Genomic DNA, 20,531 nt, shown 5'->3' with positions numbered 1-20,531 from the left:
CTCTCCAGGTTTCAGGCTTTTCCTGCCCGGTGCTAAAACGGACAACAGCACCGGGTTGCCCCGGCACTGTTGCTGTATGGATTAACAGGAGTGTAATCAAAATACGCCGATTTTGCACCTGTTCCGTATTAGCGTGTCTTAATAACCAGACGATTACTCTGTTTGACTTCTTCCATCACCACATAGGTACGCGTGTCATTTACGCCAGGCAGTCGCAGCAGGGTTTCACCCAGCAGCTTACGGTAGGCTGACATATCCGGTACACGCGTTTTCAACAAGTAGTCGAAATCACCTGAAACCAAATGACACTCTTGAATCTCTTCAAGTTTTTGTACAGCGGCGTTAAATTGTTCAAACACATCCGGCGCGCCACGATTCAGAGTAATCTCAACAAATACCAGAAGTGATGCATCCAGATAATGTGGGTTTAACAGTGCCGTATAGCCCTGAATGAAACCCTGTCTTTCCAGACGACGCACACGCTCAAGACACGGCGTCGGGGAAAGACCCACTCGTTTAGAAAGCTCGACGTTGGAAATACGCCCATCCTTTTGCAGCTCATTAAGAATGTTACGATCGATACGGTCGAGATCTTTGCCAGGGCGCTTCTTGCTATCTACCATTATTATTGTCTCTCTGTATTCCTTTCCTACTCCTGCCTGACTCTATAAACATCATGTTCAGAGTCGATGCCCATCACCACAGACCGAACCCAGAGGGATTAGCGGCGCGCAAGCCTGCGTCCGTGGTGAGAAGACCGTTGCCTGAAGGCAGCTATCGACATCACGAATGGCGTCTGTCCACGCCATGCGTAGATTTCGCTAGCCCGGTAAACATGGTATTTACATGCATGATTATGCAGCACACACATAACACTGTTTTTTTCTTCCTCGAATGTTTTCGCAAAACAGCAGGGGATTGTCAAAGTAAAACATCGATTTTTAGTACAACATGCCAGTTATTCATTGCGAGTGGTGACAATTCGTCATTTTATCACCTTATAACTGACCTCTTTTAAGTAGATTTGGTTATACCCTTGCGGCAAAACGGCGCACCGATTGTCCGTCCCTATTACACAAATTGTTAACAAAATCGCTGCACTCTTTTTTTACGCCGGTAAATTCCCTACAATCCTGCCCATTGCCTGCCAACAACTATGGGGATCTCATGGGCACGACCAAACACAGTAAACTGCTTATCCTGGGTTCCGGCCCGGCGGGATATACCGCTGCGGTCTACGCCGCGCGCGCAAACCTGCAGCCGGTGTTAATCACCGGCATGGAAAAAGGCGGTCAACTGACCACCACGACGGAAGTGGAGAACTGGCCGGGCGATCCTAACGATCTGACCGGGCCGCTGCTGATGGAACGCATGCATGAACATGCAACCAAATTCGACACCGAAATTATTTTCGATCACATCAATAAGGTGGATCTGCAAAATCGTCCTTTTCGTCTGACGGGCGACAGTGCGGAATACACCTGCGATGCGCTGATTATTGCGACCGGCGCGTCCGCGCGTTATCTCGGTCTGCCTTCTGAAGAGGCGTTCAAAGGCCGCGGTGTGTCCGCCTGCGCCACCTGTGACGGTTTTTTCTACCGCAACCAGAAAGTGGCGGTTATCGGTGGCGGCAATACTGCCGTTGAAGAGGCGCTGTATCTGGCAAACATCGCCGCTGAGGTACACCTGATTCACCGTCGCGACAGCTTCCGTGCGGAAAAAATCCTGATCAAGCGTCTGATGGATAAAGTGGAAAACGGCAATATCGTGCTGCATACCCACCGTACTCTGGAAGAGGTAACCGGCGACCAGATGGGCGTAACAGGGCTGCGTCTGCGCGACACGCAGAATGCCGACAACATTGAAACCCTGGACGTGGCGGGTCTGTTTGTCGCGATCGGCCATAGCCCGAACACGGCGATTTTCGAGGGGCAACTGGAACTTGAAAATGGTTACATTAAAGTGCAGTCCGGTATTCACGGCAACGCGACGCAGACCAGCGTCCCGGGTGTTTTCGCGGCAGGCGACGTAATGGATCACATTTATCGTCAGGCGATCACCTCGGCGGGTACTGGCTGTATGGCTGCGCTGGATGCCGAACGCTATCTCGACGGTTTAGCCGACGCGTGCAAATAAGTTTTACAAATCAGTAACAAAAGTAAATAAGGCGACTATAAGTCGCCTTTATTTTTGCCGCGTTGTAACATTGCCCTGCCGAAAAATACTGACAACTCACCTGCAAAGCGCGCAATGAATAAAACCCGTCAAAAAGAGCTAACTCGCTGGTTAAAACAGCAAAGCGTCATTTCCCAACGCTGGTTGATGATTTCCCGTCTGCTGGGATTCGTGAGCGGCGTGTTGATCGTCGCCCAGGCCTGGATCATGGCCCGCATTTTACATCACATGATCATGGAAAATATCCCCCGCGAGGCGCTTCTGATGCCTTTTGTTATCCTGGTTCTGGTGTTCGTGCTACGCGCGTGGGTCGTATGGCTACGGGAACGGGTCGGGTTCCACGCGGGACAACATATTCGCTTCGAGATCCGTCGTCAGGTGCTGGATCGTCTGCAACAGGCCGGTCCGGCATGGATCCAGGGAAAGCCTGCGGGCAGTTGGGCCACGCTGGTGCTGGAACAAATTGACGACATGCACGATTACTACGCCCGCTACCTGCCACAAATGGCACTGGCAGTGTGCGTACCGTTGCTGATTGTGGCGGCCATCTTCCCCTCTAACTGGGTTGCTGCGCTTATTCTTCTGGGAACCGCCCCACTGATTCCGCTGTTTATGGCGATGGTCGGCATGGGCGCAGCCGATGCGAACCGACGCAATTTTCTGGCGCTGGCGCGTCTGAGCGGCCATTTCCTCGATCGGCTACGCGGCATGGAAACCCTGCGTATTTTTGGACGCGGTGAAGCAGAAACAGACAGCATTCGGGCGGCGTCACAGGACTTTCGCCAGCGCACCATGGAGGTGCTCCGTCTGGCCTTCTTATCTTCCGGCGTACTGGAATTCTTTACCTCGCTCTCAATTGCGCTGGTCGCGGTTTACTTTGGCTTCTCTTACCTGGGCGAGCTGGACTTCGGGCACTACGGCGCGGGCGTGACGCTGACGGCGGGTTTCCTCGCGCTGATTCTTGCCCCCGAGTTTTTCCAGCCGCTGCGCGACCTCGGTACGTTTTACCATGCAAAAGCGCAGGCGGTCGGCGCGGCTGACAGCCTGAAAACGTTTATGGAAACACCCCTTGCTCATCCGGAGCGTGGCGAGGTTGAGCTTTCCACGAAAGAGCCCGTTTCAATTACCGCCGAAAATCTCATCATTACCTCCCCGGAAGGCAAACCGCTGGCAGGACCGCTGAACTTTAGCCTCGTTCCCGGGCAGCGCGCAGTGCTGGTGGGGCGCAGCGGTTCTGGCAAAAGTTCGCTGCTGAATGCGCTGTCGGGATTCCTGCCGTATCAAGGATCGCTACGCGTCAATGGCGTAGAGCTGCGTGATTTGGCCCCGGAATCCTGGCGCCGGCAGATCTCCTGGGTGGGACAAAATCCCCAACTGCCTGCCGCAACGCTTCGTGAAAACGTGCTTCTGGCGCGCCCGGCGGCCAGCGAGCAGGAGCTGCGCGCCGCGCTCGACAGCGCGTGGGTAAGTGAGTTCCTGCCGCTGCTGCCGCAGGGAATCGACACGCCGGTGGGCGATCAGGCCGGTCGTTTGTCCGTCGGCCAGGCACAACGTGTGGCCGTGGCTCGCGCCCTGCTCAACCCGTGTCAATTGCTGCTGCTCGACGAACCGGCCGCCAGTCTGGATGCGCACAGTGAACAGCGGGTCATGCAGGCGCTGAAAGAGGCGTCCAAACGCCAGACAACGCTGATGGTTACCCATCAGCTTGAAGATCTTGCCGACTGGGACACCATACTGGTGATGCAGGACGGACAGATTGTCGAACAGGGTTCCTGGGCCGAGCTCAGCGCAGCGCAGGGCGCGTTTGCGACACTGTTGGCCCATCGTCAGGAGGAGATTTAAATGCGCGCGTTGCTGCCTTATCTGACGCTGTATAAACGTCACAAATGGATGTTAACGCTGGGGATTGCCCTTGCCATCCTCACGCTGCTCGCCAGCATTGGCCTGTTGACGCTCTCCGGCTGGTTCCTCTCCGCCTCCGCGCTGGCGGGCTTTGCCGGTATTTACAGCTTTAACTACATGTTGCCTGCTGCAGGCGTTCGCGGTGCGGCGATTACCCGTACCGCCGGGCGCTATTTCGAGCGTCTGGTCAGCCACGACGCCACCTTCCGCGTATTGCAGCATCTGCGTATTTACACGTTTAGCAAGCTGCTTCCTCTCTCCCCTGCCGGGCTGGCGCGTTATCGTCAGGGCGAACTGTTGAACCGGGTGGTGGCGGATGTGGATACGCTGGATCACCTTTACCTGCGGGTTATTTCGCCGCTGGTGGGCGCGTTCGTGGTAATCATGGTGGTCACGCTCGGCCTGAGCGTACTGGATTTTACCCTCGCCTTTACCCTTGGCGGCATTATGCTGCTGACGCTGTTTATCATGCCGCCCGCTTTTTATCGCGCGGGTAAAGCGACCGGACATCATCTTACGCATCTGCGCGGTCAGTATCGCCAGCAACTCACCGCGTGGTTACAGGGTCAGGCCGAGCTGACCCTTTTCGGCGCAAGCGAACGTTATCGCGCGCAGATGGAAGCCACGGAATTGCAGTGGCACGAAGCGCAGCGTCGCCAGTCAGAGCTGACGGCGCTTTCTCAGGCGCTAATGTTGCTGATTGGCGCGCTGGCTATCCTGCTGATGCTGTGGATGGCCTCCGGCGGCGTAGGCGGAAATGCGCAACCTGGCGCGCTGATCGCTTTGTTTGTCTTCTGTGCGCTGGCGGCCTTTGAAGCCTTAGCGCCCGTGACCGGTGCTTTTCAGCATCTGGGGCAGGTGATCGCCTCCGCATTGCGCATTACCGAGCTGACGGAGCAAAAGCCGGAAGTGACCTTCCCGGCAAGTGACTTTAGCGTCCCCGCGCGGGTGGCGTTGACCCTGCGCGATGTGTCATTCCGCTACCCTGAGCAGACGCAAAACGCGCTGGATTCCTTGTCTCTTACGGTCAAACCCGGCGAGTATATCGCCATTCTGGGCCGTACCGGATGCGGTAAATCCACATTGCTGCAACTGCTGACCCGCGCCTGGGATCCGCAACAGGGCGAGATTTTGATTAACGATCTCCCCCTTTCTGCGTTCAGTGAAGCGACACTCCGCAAAACCATGAGCGTCGTGCCGCAGCGCGTACATCTGTTTAGCGCCACCCTGCGCGACAATCTGCTGCTGGCGGCGCCAGATGCCAGCGATGACTCGCTTGCTGATACGCTGCGTCGCGTGGGTCTGGAAAAACTGCTTGAGAATGCTGGCCTTAACAGTTGGTTAGGAGAAGGCGGTCGCCAGCTGTCCGGCGGCGAACTTCGCCGTCTCGCCATCGCCAGAGCGCTGCTGCATGACGCGCCGTTAATGCTGCTGGATGAACCAACCGAAGGGCTGGATGCGACCACCGAAAGCCAGATGCTGGAATTACTGGCTGAAGTAATGCGTGAAAAAACGGTGCTGATGGTGACCCATCGCCTGCGCGGGCTGGCGCGATGCGATCGGATAATAGTCATAGACAATGGGCAAATTATTGAGCAAGGTAATCACGCAGATCTGTTAGCCATGCAGGGTCGTTATTACCAGTTCAAGCAAGGTCTGTAAGCTATTATTTAACGATCTTATGCGTAGTGGAGTTCTGCTGTCATGCGGCTGGTTCAGCTATCTCGTCACTCAATAGCCTTCCCTTCGCCGGAAGGCGCTCTACGTGAGCCAAACGGTCTGCTGGCGCTTGGCGGCGATCTCAGCCCGGCACGTCTGCTGATGGCCTACCAGCGCGGTATTTTTCCGTGGTTTTCTCCGGGCGACCCGATCCTGTGGTGGTCCCCCGATCCGCGCGCGGTGCTTTGGCCGGAAACGTTTCATCTCAGCCGCAGCATGAAACGCTTTCATAAGCGCTCACCTTATCGTGTTACGCTGAACTATGCCTTTGGTCAGGTGATCGAAGGCTGCGCGAACGATCGTGACGAAGGCACCTGGATCACGCCAGCCGTTGTCGAAGCGTATCAGCGCCTGCATGAATTAGGACACGCCCACTCCGTTGAGGTCTGGCGCGACGATGAGCTTGTCGGCGGCATGTACGGCGTTTCGCAAGGGGCGTTATTTTGCGGCGAGTCAATGTTCAGCCGCCGGGAAAACGCGTCGAAAACCGCGCTGCTGGTATTCTGCGCAGAATTTATCCGGGAAGGCGGCAAACTGCTCGACTGCCAGGTGCTGAACGATCACACCCAATCGCTGGGCGCCGTTGAAATCCCGCGCAGAACATATTTGCATCATCTCGACACCTTACGTCAGTTACGTTTACCCAGCCATTTCTGGGTGCCGCGGACGTTATTTTTGCCTCAGACGTGAATGTTTTCGGCACATTTTTTATCAGGGTGTTATAATTGCCGCGCAGAGAAGGTTTAGCCCATTACCCCGCTGCCGTTAAGGATCCATTCGCGTCAGGTAACGCCCATCGTTTATCTCATCGCTCCCTTATACGTTGCGCTTCACGTGCGACTTTGTCGTGTGTTTCAGAAGCAATCCGGAGTAATGCGCCAAATCTCGTTTGCAGCGTTTTAAACGTACAAATCTTTACTTATTTAAAGAACTTCGGCATTATCTTGCCGGTTCAAATTACGGTAGTGATACCCCAGAGGATTAGATGGCCAAAGAAGACAATATTGAAATGCAGGGTACCGTTCTCGAAACGTTACCTAACACCATGTTCCGCGTAGAGTTAGAAAACGGTCACGTGGTTACTGCACACATCTCCGGTAAAATGCGTAAAAACTACATCCGCATCCTGACGGGCGACAAAGTGACTGTTGAGCTGACCCCGTACGACCTGAGCAAAGGCCGCATTGTCTTCCGTAGTCGCTGATTGTTTTCACGCCTCAATGGCGTACAGATGAGAAAAGGTCGGTTTATCCGGCCTTTTTTGTCTACGCTGATTTTCATTCTTCCATCATCTGCGCATATTCATCTGTTAAGACATCCACCAGTGCCCGAACGGACGGCAGCAGGCCACGCCGCGACGGGAAAACGGCGTGAATCACTTCCCTTCTCGGTTCCCACCCTTCCAGTAAAGGAATAAGCTCTCCGGCAGCAAGCTGTTCTTTTACCATCAGCATGGGCAGTTGCACGGCGCCGACGCCTGCTACCGCCGCTTCGCGTAGTGCCAGCATGTCGGTGGTAATTAAGCGTGGCGTAAAATGAACCTCCGCCCTGGCGCCTTGTGGGCCAAAGAGTTCCCAACGATGAATATGTTTTCCAGCAGAAAGACTCAGTCCTGGCCAGCGCGTTAATTCAGCCGGAGAGACAGGGACGCCCATCCTCGCCGTCAGCGCTGGACTGGCAAAGATGCGATGCGCCCGATCGGCCAGCACCCGCATCACCAGATCGCTGTCCTCAAACGGTCGCGGCCGCACACGGATCGCAACATCCACGCCTTCAGCAACCAAATCGACGCGTCGGTTGGTCGCTTCCAGTTGCAGCGTTACCTCGGGGTAGCGGGCCATAAACTTTGCCAGCATGGGGCCTACATGGACATGTAACAGCGTAACCGGACAGGTCAACCTGACCACTCCGCGTGGTTCCACCTGCAATGCGGCGATGGCCTCCTGCGCCGCCTGCGCTTCTATCAGCATCGCTTTGCAATGCTCATAAAACGTCTGTCCGACTTCGGTGACGTTAAACTGCCGTGTCGTTCGTTGAATAAGCCGCACCCCCAGTTGCTCTTCCAGTTGCGCAATCCGGCGACTGAGTTTGGACTTTGGTTCATCCAGTACACGCCCCGCGGCGGCAAATCCGCCCTGCTCGACCACATGCACAAACCACGCAAAATCATTGAGATCCGGCTTCATTCTTATTGTCTCATTTATAGAACGATGAAGACCATTTTAGCGACTACTCCGCTCGTTGTCTTAAATATAAGCTTATTGACATCAAGACAACGCCAATGAGGAGACTACGATGAAACAGGTGACAGGCGTCTATACCGCGCCTCGCCCGCACTGGGTTGGCAATGGATTTCCGGTTCGCTCGCTGTTTTCTTACCAAAGTCATGCGCAGCAGTTAAGCCCGTTCCTGCTGCTGGATTACGCCGGTCCGCACACTTTTACGCCCGGTACTGAAAAACGTGGCGTGGGCGAGCATCCCCACCGGGGGTTCGAAACCGTCACTGTCGTCTACAACGGCGAAGTTGAGCACCGGGACTCTACCGGACGCGGCGGCATTATCGGGCCCGGCGACGTACAGTGGATGACAGCCGGCGCGGGTATCCTGCATGAAGAGTATCACTCAGATGCCTTTACCCGTAAAGGCGGTGAACTGGAGATGGTCCAGCTATGGGTGAATCTGCCTGCCAAAGACAAAATGGCGGCGCCGGGCTATCAGAGCATCACCCGTGAACAGATTCCCGTCGCCGGATTACCCGATGACGCCGGTACGTTACGGGTGATTGCCGGCGAATACCGGCAATTTACAGGGCCTGCGCATACGTTTTCACCCCTCAACGTGTGGGATATGCGACTTAAGCAGGCGCATCCGGTCACGCTGACGCAGCCGGATGGCTGGAGTACTGCGCTGGTCGTTCTGAAAGGCACGATCACGGTGAATGGCACGACCACAGTCGGTGAAGCGCAGCTGGTGGTGCTCAGTCAGACAGGCGAAACGCTGCACCTGGAAGCCAACAGCGATGCCAGCGTCCTTCTGCTGTCAGGAGAGCCGTTAAATGAGCCGATCGTCGGTTACGGTCCCTTTGTAATGAACACTAAACAGGAAATCGCGCAAGCCGTTCGCGATTTTAACACTGGCCACTTCGGCCAAATCTGAATTGAAGGAGAAGATGATGTCCAGTCCAGCAAATTTTAATGGCGCACGCCCGGTTATTGATGTGAACGATGCGGTTATGTTGCTAATCGATCACCAGAGTGGCCTGTTTCAGACGGTTGGTGATATGCCCATGCCGGAACTGCGCGCCCGCGCGGCGGCGTTAGCGAAAATGGCGACTCTCGCGAAGATGCCGGTGATCACCACGGCCTCTGTTCCGCAGGGGCCGAACGGGCCGCTGATCCCGGAAATTCACGCTAACGCGCCGCACGCCAGGTATGTCGCGCGTAAAGGGGAAATTAATGCCTGGGATAACGCCGGGTTCGTCGATGCTGTCAAAGCGACGGGTCGGAAAACGCTGATTATCGCAGGCACCATTACCAGCGTTTGCATGGCATTTCCGGCTATCAGCGCCGTAGCCGAAGGTTATAAAGTGTTTGCGGTGATCGATGCGTCCGGAACCTACAGCAAAATGGCCCAGGAGATCACCCTTGCCCGTGTCGTCCAGGCGGGCGTCGTGCCGATGGACACGGCGGCAGTGGCATCTGAGCTTCAGGGGACATGGAACCGTGGGGATGCGGCGGAATGGGCTGAGGTGTATACCCATGTCTTCCCGGCGTATCAACTGCTAATTGAAAGTTACAGCAAGGCGCAGGATGTGGTGAAGCATAACGAAACGCTGGATTCTCAGCGTTAAAAGGCAGCCCCGACGCCTGCCGTCGGGGCTGCTGCTCACTGTGTAACCAAATAAGATGTTAAGCGTAAATACTGCTTGACCCTTTTCACGCAACTCCCTATAGTAGCGCCCCGTTGCCCCCAAGCGGTCAGGCAGCAATACAATATGGTGAGGTGTCCGAGTGGCTGAAGGAGCACGCCTGGAAAGTGTGTATACGGCAACGTATCGGGGGTTCGAATCCCCCCCTCACCGCCATATTTAAGAAAGAGCGCGTACGAAAGTACGGGCTTTTTTTTTGCCTATTGCACACTCCGGGGGGATGAGAACCCCCGACCGGGGGTCGACAACGGGCGAAGCCCGTTGGACAGACCGGACGCGCAGCGAACGGGCTGCCCGCAGGGCGAGCGAAGCGAGTCAATCCCCCCCTCACCGCCATATTTAAGAAAGAGCGCGTACGAAAGTACGGGCTTTTTTTTTTCGCATATTGCACACTCCGGGGGGATGAGCCCCCCCGACCGGGAGTCGACAACGGGCGCTGCCCGTTGGACAGACCGGACGCGCAGCGAACGGGCTGCCCGCAGGGCGAGCGAAGCGAGTCAATCCCCCCTCACCGCCATATTTAAGAAAGAGCGCGTACGAAAGTACGGGCTTTTTTTTGCCTATTGCACACATCAAAATCCTGCTTTATTGCTGCGCCTATCATCAAGGCTACCCCGAAAAATGACATTCCCACTCAGAGCTCCATCATCTTTTCGTGGGAAAGATCATACAACCTGAAGATACCTGCCAAGGATCCTTAAAACCTCAAGTTTGTTTATAAATGGTTTACTTCCTATCCCTCTATACTATGGAAAATTCTTAGAAAGGTAGATATGAAATGCTTCTTCAAACGGAAAATAGCATCGTTTTTGAGATGTAGAGCAATCCTTTTTCTTTTGGGTTGAGAAGGATAATCTGGCACACGCCTGCTACATATTGCGGCCCAGGACTGAATCACAGAAAATTATTTTTTAACATCCATGCTATTTCTGGAACTTAAGTTTCAAAAGTATTAATGGATACCAAGAAAAGGAAAGAATTTAATTTTAAATACACAAATAAATAACATAAACCCCAAAATGGTTATGAAAAAATAAAGGATAATTAAAAAAGATTGAATCATGCATCATATCTCTAAATGTGGTTTATAATACTGCGTGATGAATTAAGCTCAGCACCAAAACCCATAAAATTCCTGGATTTTGGTTTTTAAATTCAAAAATGCACTAGCCGTAAATATTGAAATATATATTCGGGTCATTATTATGTCTTACACCGATAAGCGTAGTTAATTTTTCGGTATGCCGGGGAAACCATGAGCAGGCACAAATTTGATAGCTGTCTTGTTTTTTTACAGCTTATGCCACAAAAAAAGGCTGCGGCCTTGTTATGTTTTTTTACTTTAACAACTTTAAGGAGGATGATTGTCACAAAGAGGTGCCGAGAGTGCAAAGAGTAATAGCAAACCATGAAAGAATTATATCTTCTCTAAGTGGATATACCAGATTGGCTAATCCAGACAACATCATTCGAGGTAAACGACGCTATAGTTTGAGCTATGAATGCTCACGTAGAGTATTTTTCATCATGGAAGGTGACTTCCTATTAAAAATAAGAGTTAAAGATGAAGAAAAAATGCTAAATATCTTAACTGCACCTTATGTATTCGATGTTACCCCGGCACTTGACACTCTTCCTCTTTATCTTGAACGAGTGGATTACGGTAAAATCCATTCAATGAGTTATGAGCATTTTTGGCAATTAGTCCATGAAAAAGATCTTATTAATGAAACCATGTCAATCATTTCCGCTCATTATTCTGATCTTATAAATTATATCATGACAGGTAAAAGCTGTTCTTATGAAGAAGTCATTTCGCTGATTGAACGGTGGCAAAAGTTGCCCTTACATCTTAAAAAACGCTTTTCCGTACTTTACCTTATTGAGAATAGCTCCTGGCTTTCAAAAAGTTCAATCAGCAGGGTTTTGAAAGAATTAAAAGATCGTGGCGTACTTAAACTTGACAATGGCCGATTCCATAGTGGGGATAGTTTAAAACCTTTTTGATAACATTTACTGAGAAAATATTACCTCATGCACAATCATACTAATATTCGCATTTTATTATGTGATAGTAATTATTACTTCATCTCTGGGGTGGTAGCACTAATCAAAACCATACTCGGTTCAAATAAAAATATCACTATCAACGGAGATATATCTATTCCTGGCATACAAGAAGCGGACATTATTATCATGAACTCTCCGCCCACTCTGCCATGCATCTGTCTTACAAATTTTCATTTTCGACAGTGCCACTGTCTTGTTATTGCGCTTGCTAACAGACATTCGCACCATCGTTTCGCCTTGAATGCTTCATGCTTCCGAGGTGCTCTTTTACTTCATCATAATGAGACAGTCGAGGAGATTCAAAAACGACTGGAGCAAAAAATCAAGGCTTCAAATGCAGGTTACTATTCTTTCTCTTCTGAGGACTGTCAGGACTGTTGTCACTGCCGGTTATCAAAAAAACAGTTGCAGTTGGTTGAATATATGAGACAAGGATATAGCTTTCAGCGGATGGCAAAAATGATGAATGTCTCTGTAAAGACAATATACGGTCATAAAAATCGAATAATGGAGAAATTAGGAATAAAAGGGAATGCACGGCTGTGTAATTTTATTAACTCAACCGAACAACATAAATTTATTGCAGACATCTCTCAAATAGAAAAGTTTATCAATACTTCTTAAAATAAATTTTACATGTATAGCAATCACCACTCCAAGTTTACTCTTAGCCAGCATAAAAACTCATCAATACAACAACTAAAGGAATAACATATGTCTATAACTTTAATAGTTAAGCGTGTCGAAGGAATGCAACTTTCCAAGTATGTATTAGACCAGCGACAACCGCTGATATTTGAGGCGCCTCCCCCTGGAACTTACTTTGAATTACAAAACAGCACAGGCGTAACTATTAAATCCTTTAAGGCACAGAAGGCAGATGACGCCACAAAACTACTTATTGCCGATGAAAACGGCGTTAATTATGAAGTGATGCTGAAAAATATCAGTCCAGAAGAGATCCCACCAATTAGCACCACGGGGACAAATGGAAGTTATACCTATGCTCTGGATCCCAGCACAGGCATATATACCCTTCCAGGATTCGCGGAAGAGGACACATTACCTCTGGACAATACAAGCCTGCTTCTTGGTGTCGGCGCTGTCGCATTGGGCGTTCTCTCGGCTGGCGTTGGGCTTGCCCAGCGCTCAAACCACCAGTCACACGGCAACGACGAATCGCCCATCATCACTGATAGTGGCGAAAATGCAACACCAACCACTGACACGAACACCCCGCCATTTATGACCGACGATGAAGGCAACCCCATCGCCGACGGCGCCACCACCAGTGACAACACCCCGACCTTCGGCGGCAGCGGCGAGCAGCCGGGTGCGCAGGTGGTTATCCGGGACGGCGACACCGTCATCGGCGAAGCCGTCGTCGATGACCAGGGTAACTGGTCCGTCACCCCGGAGCAGCCGCTGGCCGACGGCGGGCACACCATCACCACCGAAATCACCCGTCCGGACGGTTCGCAGACCAGCAGCGACACCTCTCTGGTTGTTGATACCAGCGCTGAACCGCAACCTGAACCTCAACCTGAACCAGAGCCGGAACCGCAGCCGGGCACCCCGCCATTTATGACCGACGATGAAGGCAACCCCATCGCCGACGGCGCCACCACCAGTGACAACACCCCGACCTTCGGCGGCAGCGGCGAGCAGCCGGGCGCGCAGGTGGTTATCCGGGACGGCGACACCGTCATCGGCGAAGCCGTCGTCGATGACCAGGGCAACTGGTCCGTCACCCCGGAGCAGCCGCTGGCCGACGGCGGGCACACCATCACCACCGAAATCACCCGTCCGGACGGTTCGCAGACCAGCAGCGACGTCACTCTTAACATTGATACCACTGCGCCAGCGGGGATCGATCCGTCTGAGGTCGTGATGACCAATGACAGTGGCGAAACCCTCACTACCGGCAGTCCGGTCAAAGACGCTACGCCGACATTCAGCGGCAGTGACGCTGAGCCAGGCAGTACGGTGGTCGTACGTGATAATGGCAACGTTATCGCTTCCGCCGTGGTGGATGAAAACGGCAACTGGTCTGTCACCGCGGAACAACCTCTGGTCGATGGTGAACATAGCCTGACCTGGGAAGCGGTGGATGCGGCTGGCAACGGTAGCGGCGAGTCCGAAGCGGTTATGCTGACGGTTGACAGCGATGCGCCAGAGGCGATCGACCCGGCCAACGTCGTGGTCACTAACGATGCGGGCGAGACGCTTGATATCGGTAGCCCAATTAACGACGCCACACCGACGCTTAGCGGCAGCGGCGCAGAGCCGGGCAGTACGGTGATCGTACGTGATAAAGGCAGCGAGATCGCCAGAGCGACAGTGGACGATCAGGGCAACTGGACCGTCACCCCGGCAAAACCGCTGGCAGAAGGTGAACACAGCCTGACTTATGAAGTGGCTGATTCCGCCAGCAACAGCAGAGGAGAATCGACACCGGTAGCAGTAACGGTTGATACCGTTGCGCCAGGCGGCGTCGATCTCTCCAGCGTGGTCATTACCAACGAAGCAGGCGAAAATGTCACCGCCAGCGCGACTCAGACCGACAGCGTACTGACCTTCAGCGGCAGCAAACTGGAAGCCGGCACCACGGTTACCGTTTACGACGGCAATCGGGTGATTGGTCAAACAACCGTCGACGCGAACGGCGACTGGCGCTTCACCACTGAGGAAGGGTTAAGCGATGGCGGACACGACATTCACTTCACCGTTTCTGATGCCGCTGGCAACACCAGCGCCCCATCGGAATCCCTGACACTGGAAGTGGCCTCGGTAACCTTTGCCGCAGCGGATAACATCAATACCGAAGCAGCGATCGGCTTCACCTGGCCAACGGAGCAAGGCGCGGACGGTAACGTGGTTAACAGCGGTACCCACACCTTCCACGTCAATGACGGCACCGTTGTCGATCTCAGCGTAACGGCAACCAGCTCCGCAGTACTGAACCTGTTCAGCTCAACCACGCTGACCCTGAGCAAGTACAACTCCAGCACCGGTCAGTGGGAGGCGCTCACCTCCAACGGCGCCAGCAACCTGTTCGGCATGTTCGGACTCGGCGTGCAGACTTCGGACATTACGCTGCCGGGCCTGACGGCGGGCGACTACCGTCTGGAACTTAGCATTGGCGGCCTGAACCTCGGCACCAATATGAGTATCGCCACCCAGGAGACGATTTACCAGCTGGCGGCTGAACCGACTATTACCTCTTACAAAACCGCCGCTGGCAATGTGATGAATGACGTTGACGCCCTCTCCGGCCAGGACGGCGTTCCGCATCCGGCGCAGACCCTGGTAACTTCGGTTTCGGTTACCGGCGCCGACGGCAGCGTCGTCAGCTATGCAGTTAACGCCTCCGGCGCTACGGTGATTGATGGACTGTACGGTAAGCTAACCCTCTCGGCGAACGGTGACTACGTTTATGAGCCGAACTATGCGATATCCGCCATCGGTAAATCGGACAGCTTTACCTATACGCTGACCGATGCCGCCACCGGCAACACCGACTCGGCCAACCTCTACATCCATATCAATAGCGACAATGCCGATCTGGACGTGGTGTGGGATAACCTCGAACCGTCTGATAACGCAGTGCTGGATACCGCATCCAGCAACCAGGCGGATGCGAACATCAACCTGGCCTTTGAATCAGAAACGACCAACACTACCGGTACAGTCAGCGTTGGGACGCCGACAACGACTGACGCCTTTACCGTGGGGGAAGGCGACTTTGTGACCGGTTCGCTGACCCTGTCGACTACCCCGGAGTGGATCACCGTCAGCGGTAACGCCATGACCATCCACTATGTTCTGCAACAACAGAATCCGGATGGCAGCTGGAGCACGTACCACTCTGACAGCGTAGTGATCCCGGCCATCACGATGGACGGTAAACAAATCTTCGCGATCGATCTGTCTACGCTGACCCTGGGCGAAGGTACCTACCGCTACTCAATCTCTACTGAGCAGGCAGGGGGAGTGCTTGGCGCAACGGTGAGCCTCAACGTAGCCATGAACGCCACCGTGGTCAGCTCCACCGACTATGTAATACAGAGCTACACCGAAGCTACCGGAAACGTATTAAGCGATGAAGGAACCGACGGTACCATCGACCATCTGAGCTCGATCTATACGCTGATGTACGTCCAGGCGGGCGACACCAGCGCCAATACCAGCCTCACGGACTACACGCTGGTCACCGAGAGCGGCGTGAAGGTGGAGGGTCAGTACGGTACGCTGACTATCTATAACAACGGCGAATATGTCTATCAGCCGACGGCGACCCAGGTGTCTGAAGGCGCGCAGGATGTCTTTACCTATGCCCTGAAAGGCGCTAACGGCGTAGTGGTGACAGCAACCGTCACCATTAACCTCGGTGTGTCTATTGAGGGCGTCAGCGGCGGCCCGCTGGTGTTCGATGGCAACATTGCTGACGATGTGTTTGAGGTGTATGACACCGCCTTTACGTCACTGGACGGTAAAGACGAATATGACACCCTGGCGTGGAAAGGCAGCACGGATCTGGTGCTGAGTGATATTGCGGCGAAGGTCAGCAATATTGAAGCTATCGATCTCGGCATGGACAGCGTTTCCCGCAACGTGGTGGTTGACGCAGAGTCGGTTGCGGCAGTCACCAATGAGAGTAACAGCCTGTATATTAGCGGCCAGCGCAACGATACCGTGACGACGGTCGGTCACTGGACCTTTGTCTCGACGGAGGTGATTGACAGCGTGTTCTACAACCGCTACATCAGCACCACCGAGGACGGCACGCAGGTCTGGCTGAATATTCCGAAAGATGTCTCGTTCATGTATTCGCCGCAGACCGTGACGGGGGGGATTGACGTCATGACCGGCGCCATTTCCGTTGGCAGCGAGCTTAACGACGTCTTTAATGCCAACAATACCGCCTTTAAGCAGATCGACGGCGGCGACGGTCAGGATACGCTGGTATGGAAAGGCAGCGATACCCTGACGCTGACGGATATCGCCGGTAAGGTGTCGAACATCGAGGTGCTGGATTTTGGCCAGGACGGCGCGGCGGATAAGGTGATTATTGATGCGGCGTCAGTCGCGGCAATCACCAACGCGCAGAACACGCTCTGGCTGAAAGGCGAAAGCGCAGACGCCATCACGCTCTCCGGAACATGGCTTGCGGTGGGCGTTGAGATTGTCGATACCGTCGCTTACGCACACTACACCAGCACCACGCCGGACGGTACAACGGTCAATCTGTATGTCGATGCCGCAATTGTATCGGGACGATTGACAACGACCGGAAGCGAAAGCGCATCGGAATCCAACGATGCCGACATCACCGCCCAGGTGACGCTGCAACATGACGAAATGGCTAACACCGGGACGCTGGCCACAGCGGCAACCAGCTCGTTCACCAGCGATACCTTTACGGTTGGCGCGACGAGCGATCTGCAGGATATCACCATCCATGTCAGCGGCAGCGGCGTCAACGCCGCCGCCAACAGCGTTAATGTCAGTTGGTCCCTGCAGCATTACAACACCGTCACCTATCAGTGGGAGACAGTGCAGAACGGCACGCAGGCGATCGCCGACGGCAATGACCTGTCAGTCAGCCTGCACGGACTGAATGCGGGCGAATACCGGGTCGTGCTGGATGCCACCCAGAGCGGCGTTAACAACATATTGTGGATAGGCTATAACGCTCTGAGCTACAACGTCTCGGCGAACATTGTCAGCACCACTGCCTACACGGTAACCAGCAGTTCCAGCATCGGCGGTAGCGTGTTGGACAACGCCACGGACAACTCTCTGCTGGTGAAATCGATGGCGGCAGGCATCGTCAGCGGTGCGGCCAGCTACGTGATCGTCACCGCAGCGGGCGCCTCCGTGGAAGGTACCTACGGCACGCTGACGTTGCATAACGACGGCACCTACACCTACACCCTGAAAGCCGACTCGACCATTAAGCTGAGCGGCAGCCAGGACACCTTCACCTACGTACTGTCTGACAACAGCTCCCACACCCTGACGCTGACGATGGGCGTGGCGGTAGACGGCAAACAGGGCGGCGAGCTGATCCTTGAAGGCACCGTCGGCGACGACAGCTTTACGGTCTACGACACCGACTTCCGGGTGGTAAACGGGGGTGATGGTCACGACGCGCTGGTGTGGAACGGCAGCGGCAACCTTAATCTCAACGAAGTTGCCAGCCGGGTGCATGACATTGAGGTGATTAATCTGCAGCACAACGACAGCGCGGCCACGCTCTCTCTGACGGCGGAAGACATCATCAGAGTAACCGATGACGTCAACACGCTGTATGTGCGCGGCGGCAGCGAAGACACCATCGCTCTGCAGGGCGTCTGGGAACGCAACGGCGAAACGACGCTGAACAACATCGACTACGTGCAGTGGACCCACATCCAGCCGGACGGCACGGTGGTGAACCTGTACGTCGAGAGGGGCGTGACCTTCGTCGAGGTGGCTAACGCCGTCACCGGCGACATCACGCCGGACAGCAGCGATGTCACGGTTACCTCCGTCAGCTTTAACGGCGCAGAGACCGTCGTCGGCAACGACGGCGCCACCATCACCGGTAACGAGGGGACCTTCACCATCGACGGCGACGGTAATTACGCCTGGACCCCGAACGCGTCCGCACAGCACGCTGGCGTATCAGAAAGCTACAGCTACACGCTTTCCAACGGGACGACGTCGACCCTGACGTTCACCACTGGCATCAACGTCGACGGTAGCGAAGGCGGCGAGTTGGTCTTCAACGGCTCCCGGGCTGACGATGTGTTCGACGTCTATGACACCGACTTCGTGATGCTCAACGGCGATAACGGCAGCGACACGCTGAGCTGGCACAGCAGTCAGCCTCTCGATCTCAGCACCATCTCCGCGAAGGTGAAAAATATCGAGAAGATCGACCTGCTGAACAACAGCGAGAACGATTCGCTGAACCTCAGCGTCCAGAGCGTGCTCAACGTCACCGACAGCCAAAACACCCTCTATGTGGACGGTGGAAACGGCGACACGGTAACGCTGAACGGAAGCTGGCAGTCGTCGGGGGTACAGCTGGTCAATGGCATCAGCTACAACCTCTACACCGCGACCGCCACCGACGGTTTGCAGGTGCAACTGTACGTAAACGACGATGTTGGCATTAGCTAAGCGTTAATCCTGAGAAGGCTGGCCTGCGGGCCAGCCTCTTTCAGCGTGAGTATTGACCGAGCGCCGTGGTCTTAAGCGCCACGGTGCACTCATTAAATGTGGATGTGATGAATAAAAATAAAATAACGCTTATCGCCGCTTTGCTGACGCTTTCCGTCAGCGCATATAGTCAGGGCATCAACAGTACCAACGAAGGCGCCAGCGGATTCTGGGGCGCGTTTAATAACTATCAGCCTGATGGCGGCAAAGCCGTCGCCGCGCAGGAGAACGACGGTCTGGTCAGTACTCCGGCAACCCGCCGGATCGGCAACCAGCATAACGGCATGAATGACAACGCATGGTGGAGCATGATCCACGATGCGGTGATGTACCACCCGTCAATTCGCAGCGAAATCGCCACCCTTGACGCGGCGGGATTTAATATTGACGTGGCCGCCGCCGGTTACTTGCCGACGCTCAGCGCTGGCGTCACCTCCGGCCGCCAGCAAGACGAGGCCTCCGGCCATATCGCCACCGTCGGCCTGTCGCAAATGCTCTATGACTTCGGAAAAACCGGCAGTACCGTTGATGAGGCCACGGCGAAATACATTGAGCAAAAGAGCGGCGTGCTGGAGCAAATCGATGACATCGTGCGTAAGACTGCGCTGACGCTGAACGAAGCGCACCGCTACCGCCAGTTGCTGGAAATTGCCGAACAGCACGTGCTCGCGGTAAATGACGTCTGGCAATTGACCCAACTGCGCGCCGAAGCGGGCGCCAGCTCAAGTATCGACCCGATCCAGGCCGACGCGCGAGTGAAAGAGGCGCAGGCCGGAGCGCACAACGCGGCCATTAAGCTGCAACAACAGGAGGAGCAACTGGCGTTTCTGCTCGGCTATCGCCAGCCGGCGCAAGCCATTCCCTCGCCAGCAGAGGTCTTTACCCGCGCGCTGCCGACCGATGTTGACGCCTCGCTCAACCCAACGCTGCTTAAGGCACAGGCCGGACTGGCGGTGGCGCAGGCGGGACTGCGTAACGCCAAAGCGCAGAACTGCCCCACCGTCTCGCTGGAGATGAACTCCAACCGCTATCTGGGCGATATCTCTCACTACCAGAGCCACGACCACTATACCAACGTCTACGTATCGGTCAGCGGCAAACTGTACCAGGGCGGCGCGCTGCAGGCGCAGCAGAACGCCAGCGCCAGCGCGCTGGCCGCCGCGAAAACCAACATTGAGAAGGTCCGTCTCAGTATCGCCGACGAGCAGCGCGGCTATCTGACCCGCATTGACGGACTCCAGCGCAATATCGAAATCCTCAGCGGGCGACTGGAGACCATTATTCGCACCCGTGAGCTTTACAAAATGCAGTACCTGTCGCTCGGCACGCGCAACGTGCTGGATCTGCTTAATGCGGAGCAGGAAATCAGCCGCTCGCAGCAGGATCTGATCAACGCCCGCCACGATCTGTGGAGCGCGGCGATCGGCTACCTGGCGTCGTCAGGATTAGCCAGGCGCTATTTCTGCCTGGAAAACAGCAGCCTCGGTGGTTTTACCATTGAAGCCGCTCAGTCAGAAAGGAAATAAAT

The 20,531-nt window shown here is 54.6% G+C and carries 13 protein-coding genes and 1 tRNA gene; 12 read left to right on the top strand and 2 right to left on the bottom strand.

What is annotated here, in order from left to right; all coding sequences use genetic code 11:
* Window positions 1-128 precede the first annotated feature (128 nt).
* Complete coding sequence (gene lrp / locus OOJ60_RS02055) at window positions 129-623, bottom strand: leucine-responsive transcriptional regulator Lrp (RefSeq protein ID WP_000228469.1); 495 nt, start codon at window positions 621-623, stop codon at window positions 129-131.
* Between the two features lie 544 nt (window positions 624-1,167).
* Here lrp and trxB point away from each other — a divergent pair.
* The 5 genes from trxB to infA all read left to right on the top strand — a co-directional run bounded on the left by trxB (window position 1,168) and on the right by infA (window position 7,000).
* The gene (gene trxB, locus OOJ60_RS02050; RefSeq protein WP_042288179.1) at window positions 1,168-2,136 is read left to right on the top strand and encodes a thioredoxin-disulfide reductase; all 969 of its coding nucleotides are present in this window, start codon (window positions 1,168-1,170) and stop codon (window positions 2,134-2,136) included.
* A gap of 114 nt (window positions 2,137-2,250) precedes the next feature.
* Entirely contained in the window at window positions 2,251-4,017 is a 1,767-nt protein-coding gene (gene cydD / locus OOJ60_RS02045; protein ID WP_205611843.1) for a heme ABC transporter permease/ATP-binding protein CydD, read from the top strand.
* The gene (cydC, locus tag OOJ60_RS02040; RefSeq protein ID WP_205611842.1) at window positions 4,018-5,739 is read left to right on the top strand and encodes a heme ABC transporter ATP-binding protein/permease CydC; all 1,722 of its coding nucleotides are present in this window, start codon (window positions 4,018-4,020) and stop codon (window positions 5,737-5,739) included.
* Window positions 5,740-5,781: 42 nt separating this feature from the next.
* Window positions 5,782-6,486, top strand: coding sequence for a leucyl/phenylalanyl-tRNA--protein transferase (aat, locus tag OOJ60_RS02035; protein ID WP_042288185.1), 705 nt, complete (start codon window positions 5,782-5,784; stop codon window positions 6,484-6,486).
* A gap of 295 nt (window positions 6,487-6,781) precedes the next feature.
* Window positions 6,782-7,000, top strand: coding sequence for a translation initiation factor IF-1 (infA, locus tag OOJ60_RS02025; protein WP_001040187.1), 219 nt, complete (start codon window positions 6,782-6,784; stop codon window positions 6,998-7,000).
* Window positions 7,001-7,073: 73 nt separating this feature from the next.
* Here infA and OOJ60_RS02020 read toward each other — a convergent pair whose 3' ends face one another.
* On the bottom strand, window positions 7,074-7,982 hold the full coding sequence (locus OOJ60_RS02020) for a LysR family transcriptional regulator (RefSeq protein WP_205611841.1): 909 nt from the start codon (window positions 7,980-7,982) through the stop codon (window positions 7,074-7,076).
* Between the two features lie 109 nt (window positions 7,983-8,091).
* Here OOJ60_RS02020 and OOJ60_RS02015 point away from each other — a divergent pair, with 109 nt between their 5' ends.
* The 7 genes from OOJ60_RS02015 to OOJ60_RS01985 all read left to right on the top strand — a co-directional run bounded on the left by OOJ60_RS02015 (window position 8,092) and on the right by OOJ60_RS01985 (window position 20,529).
* Window positions 8,092-8,952, top strand: a complete 861-nt coding sequence (locus OOJ60_RS02015; protein WP_205611840.1) for a pirin family protein — start codon at window positions 8,092-8,094, stop codon at window positions 8,950-8,952.
* A gap of 16 nt (window positions 8,953-8,968) precedes the next feature.
* Window positions 8,969-9,646, top strand: a complete 678-nt coding sequence (locus tag OOJ60_RS02010; RefSeq protein ID WP_205612140.1) for an isochorismatase family protein — start codon at window positions 8,969-8,971, stop codon at window positions 9,644-9,646.
* 146 nt (window positions 9,647-9,792) lie between these two features.
* A tRNA-Ser gene (locus OOJ60_RS02005) sits at window positions 9,793-9,880 on the top strand.
* Between the two features lie 1,230 nt (window positions 9,881-11,110).
* Window positions 11,111-11,731 (top strand): helix-turn-helix domain-containing protein, encoded by a 621-nt coding sequence (locus OOJ60_RS02000; protein WP_060571027.1) that lies wholly within the window; start codon window positions 11,111-11,113, stop codon window positions 11,729-11,731.
* A 27-nt stretch (window positions 11,732-11,758) separates the two neighbouring features.
* Window positions 11,759-12,418, top strand: a complete 660-nt coding sequence (locus OOJ60_RS01995) for a helix-turn-helix transcriptional regulator (protein WP_072197158.1) — start codon at window positions 11,759-11,761, stop codon at window positions 12,416-12,418.
* Between the two features lie 90 nt (window positions 12,419-12,508).
* Window positions 12,509-18,964: a BapA/Bap/LapF family large adhesin gene (locus OOJ60_RS01990; RefSeq protein ID WP_205611839.1), complete on the top strand. Its 6,456-nt coding sequence runs from the start codon at window positions 12,509-12,511 to the stop codon at window positions 18,962-18,964.
* 107 nt (window positions 18,965-19,071) lie between these two features.
* The gene (locus OOJ60_RS01985) at window positions 19,072-20,529 is read left to right on the top strand and encodes a TolC family protein (RefSeq protein ID WP_233470866.1); all 1,458 of its coding nucleotides are present in this window, start codon (window positions 19,072-19,074) and stop codon (window positions 20,527-20,529) included.
* Window positions 20,530-20,531: the final 2 nt, after the last annotated feature.

Origin of the sequence: Citrobacter sp. R4, assembly GCF_026719175.1 — a bacterium.
GTDB lineage: Bacteria > Pseudomonadota > Gammaproteobacteria > Enterobacterales > Enterobacteriaceae > Citrobacter_A > Citrobacter_A sedlakii.
The sequence above is the reverse complement of the archived record's forward strand: the minus strand, read 5'-3'. Positions and strand labels throughout refer to the sequence as shown.

Coding starts and splice junctions, on each gene's coding strand:
- lrp (WP_000228469.1), bottom strand. CDS start 623: ATGGTAGATAGCAAGAAGCGCCCTGGCAAAGATCTCGACCGTATCGAT.
- trxB (WP_042288179.1), top strand. CDS start 1,168: ATGGGCACGACCAAACACAGTAAACTGCTTATCCTGGGTTCCGGCCCG.
- cydD (WP_205611843.1), top strand. CDS start 2,251: ATGAATAAAACCCGTCAAAAAGAGCTAACTCGCTGGTTAAAACAGCAA.
- cydC (WP_205611842.1), top strand. CDS start 4,018: ATGCGCGCGTTGCTGCCTTATCTGACGCTGTATAAACGTCACAAATGG.
- aat (WP_042288185.1), top strand. CDS start 5,782: ATGCGGCTGGTTCAGCTATCTCGTCACTCAATAGCCTTCCCTTCGCCG.
- infA (WP_001040187.1), top strand. CDS start 6,782: ATGGCCAAAGAAGACAATATTGAAATGCAGGGTACCGTTCTCGAAACG.
- OOJ60_RS02020 (WP_205611841.1), bottom strand. CDS start 7,982: ATGAAGCCGGATCTCAATGATTTTGCGTGGTTTGTGCATGTGGTCGAG.
- OOJ60_RS02015 (WP_205611840.1), top strand. CDS start 8,092: ATGAAACAGGTGACAGGCGTCTATACCGCGCCTCGCCCGCACTGGGTT.
- OOJ60_RS02010 (WP_205612140.1), top strand. CDS start 8,969: ATGTCCAGTCCAGCAAATTTTAATGGCGCACGCCCGGTTATTGATGTG.
- OOJ60_RS01995 (WP_072197158.1), top strand. CDS start 11,759: ATGCACAATCATACTAATATTCGCATTTTATTATGTGATAGTAATTAT.
- OOJ60_RS01990 (WP_205611839.1), top strand. CDS start 12,509: ATGTCTATAACTTTAATAGTTAAGCGTGTCGAAGGAATGCAACTTTCC.
- OOJ60_RS01985 (WP_233470866.1), top strand. CDS start 19,072: ATGAATAAAAATAAAATAACGCTTATCGCCGCTTTGCTGACGCTTTCC.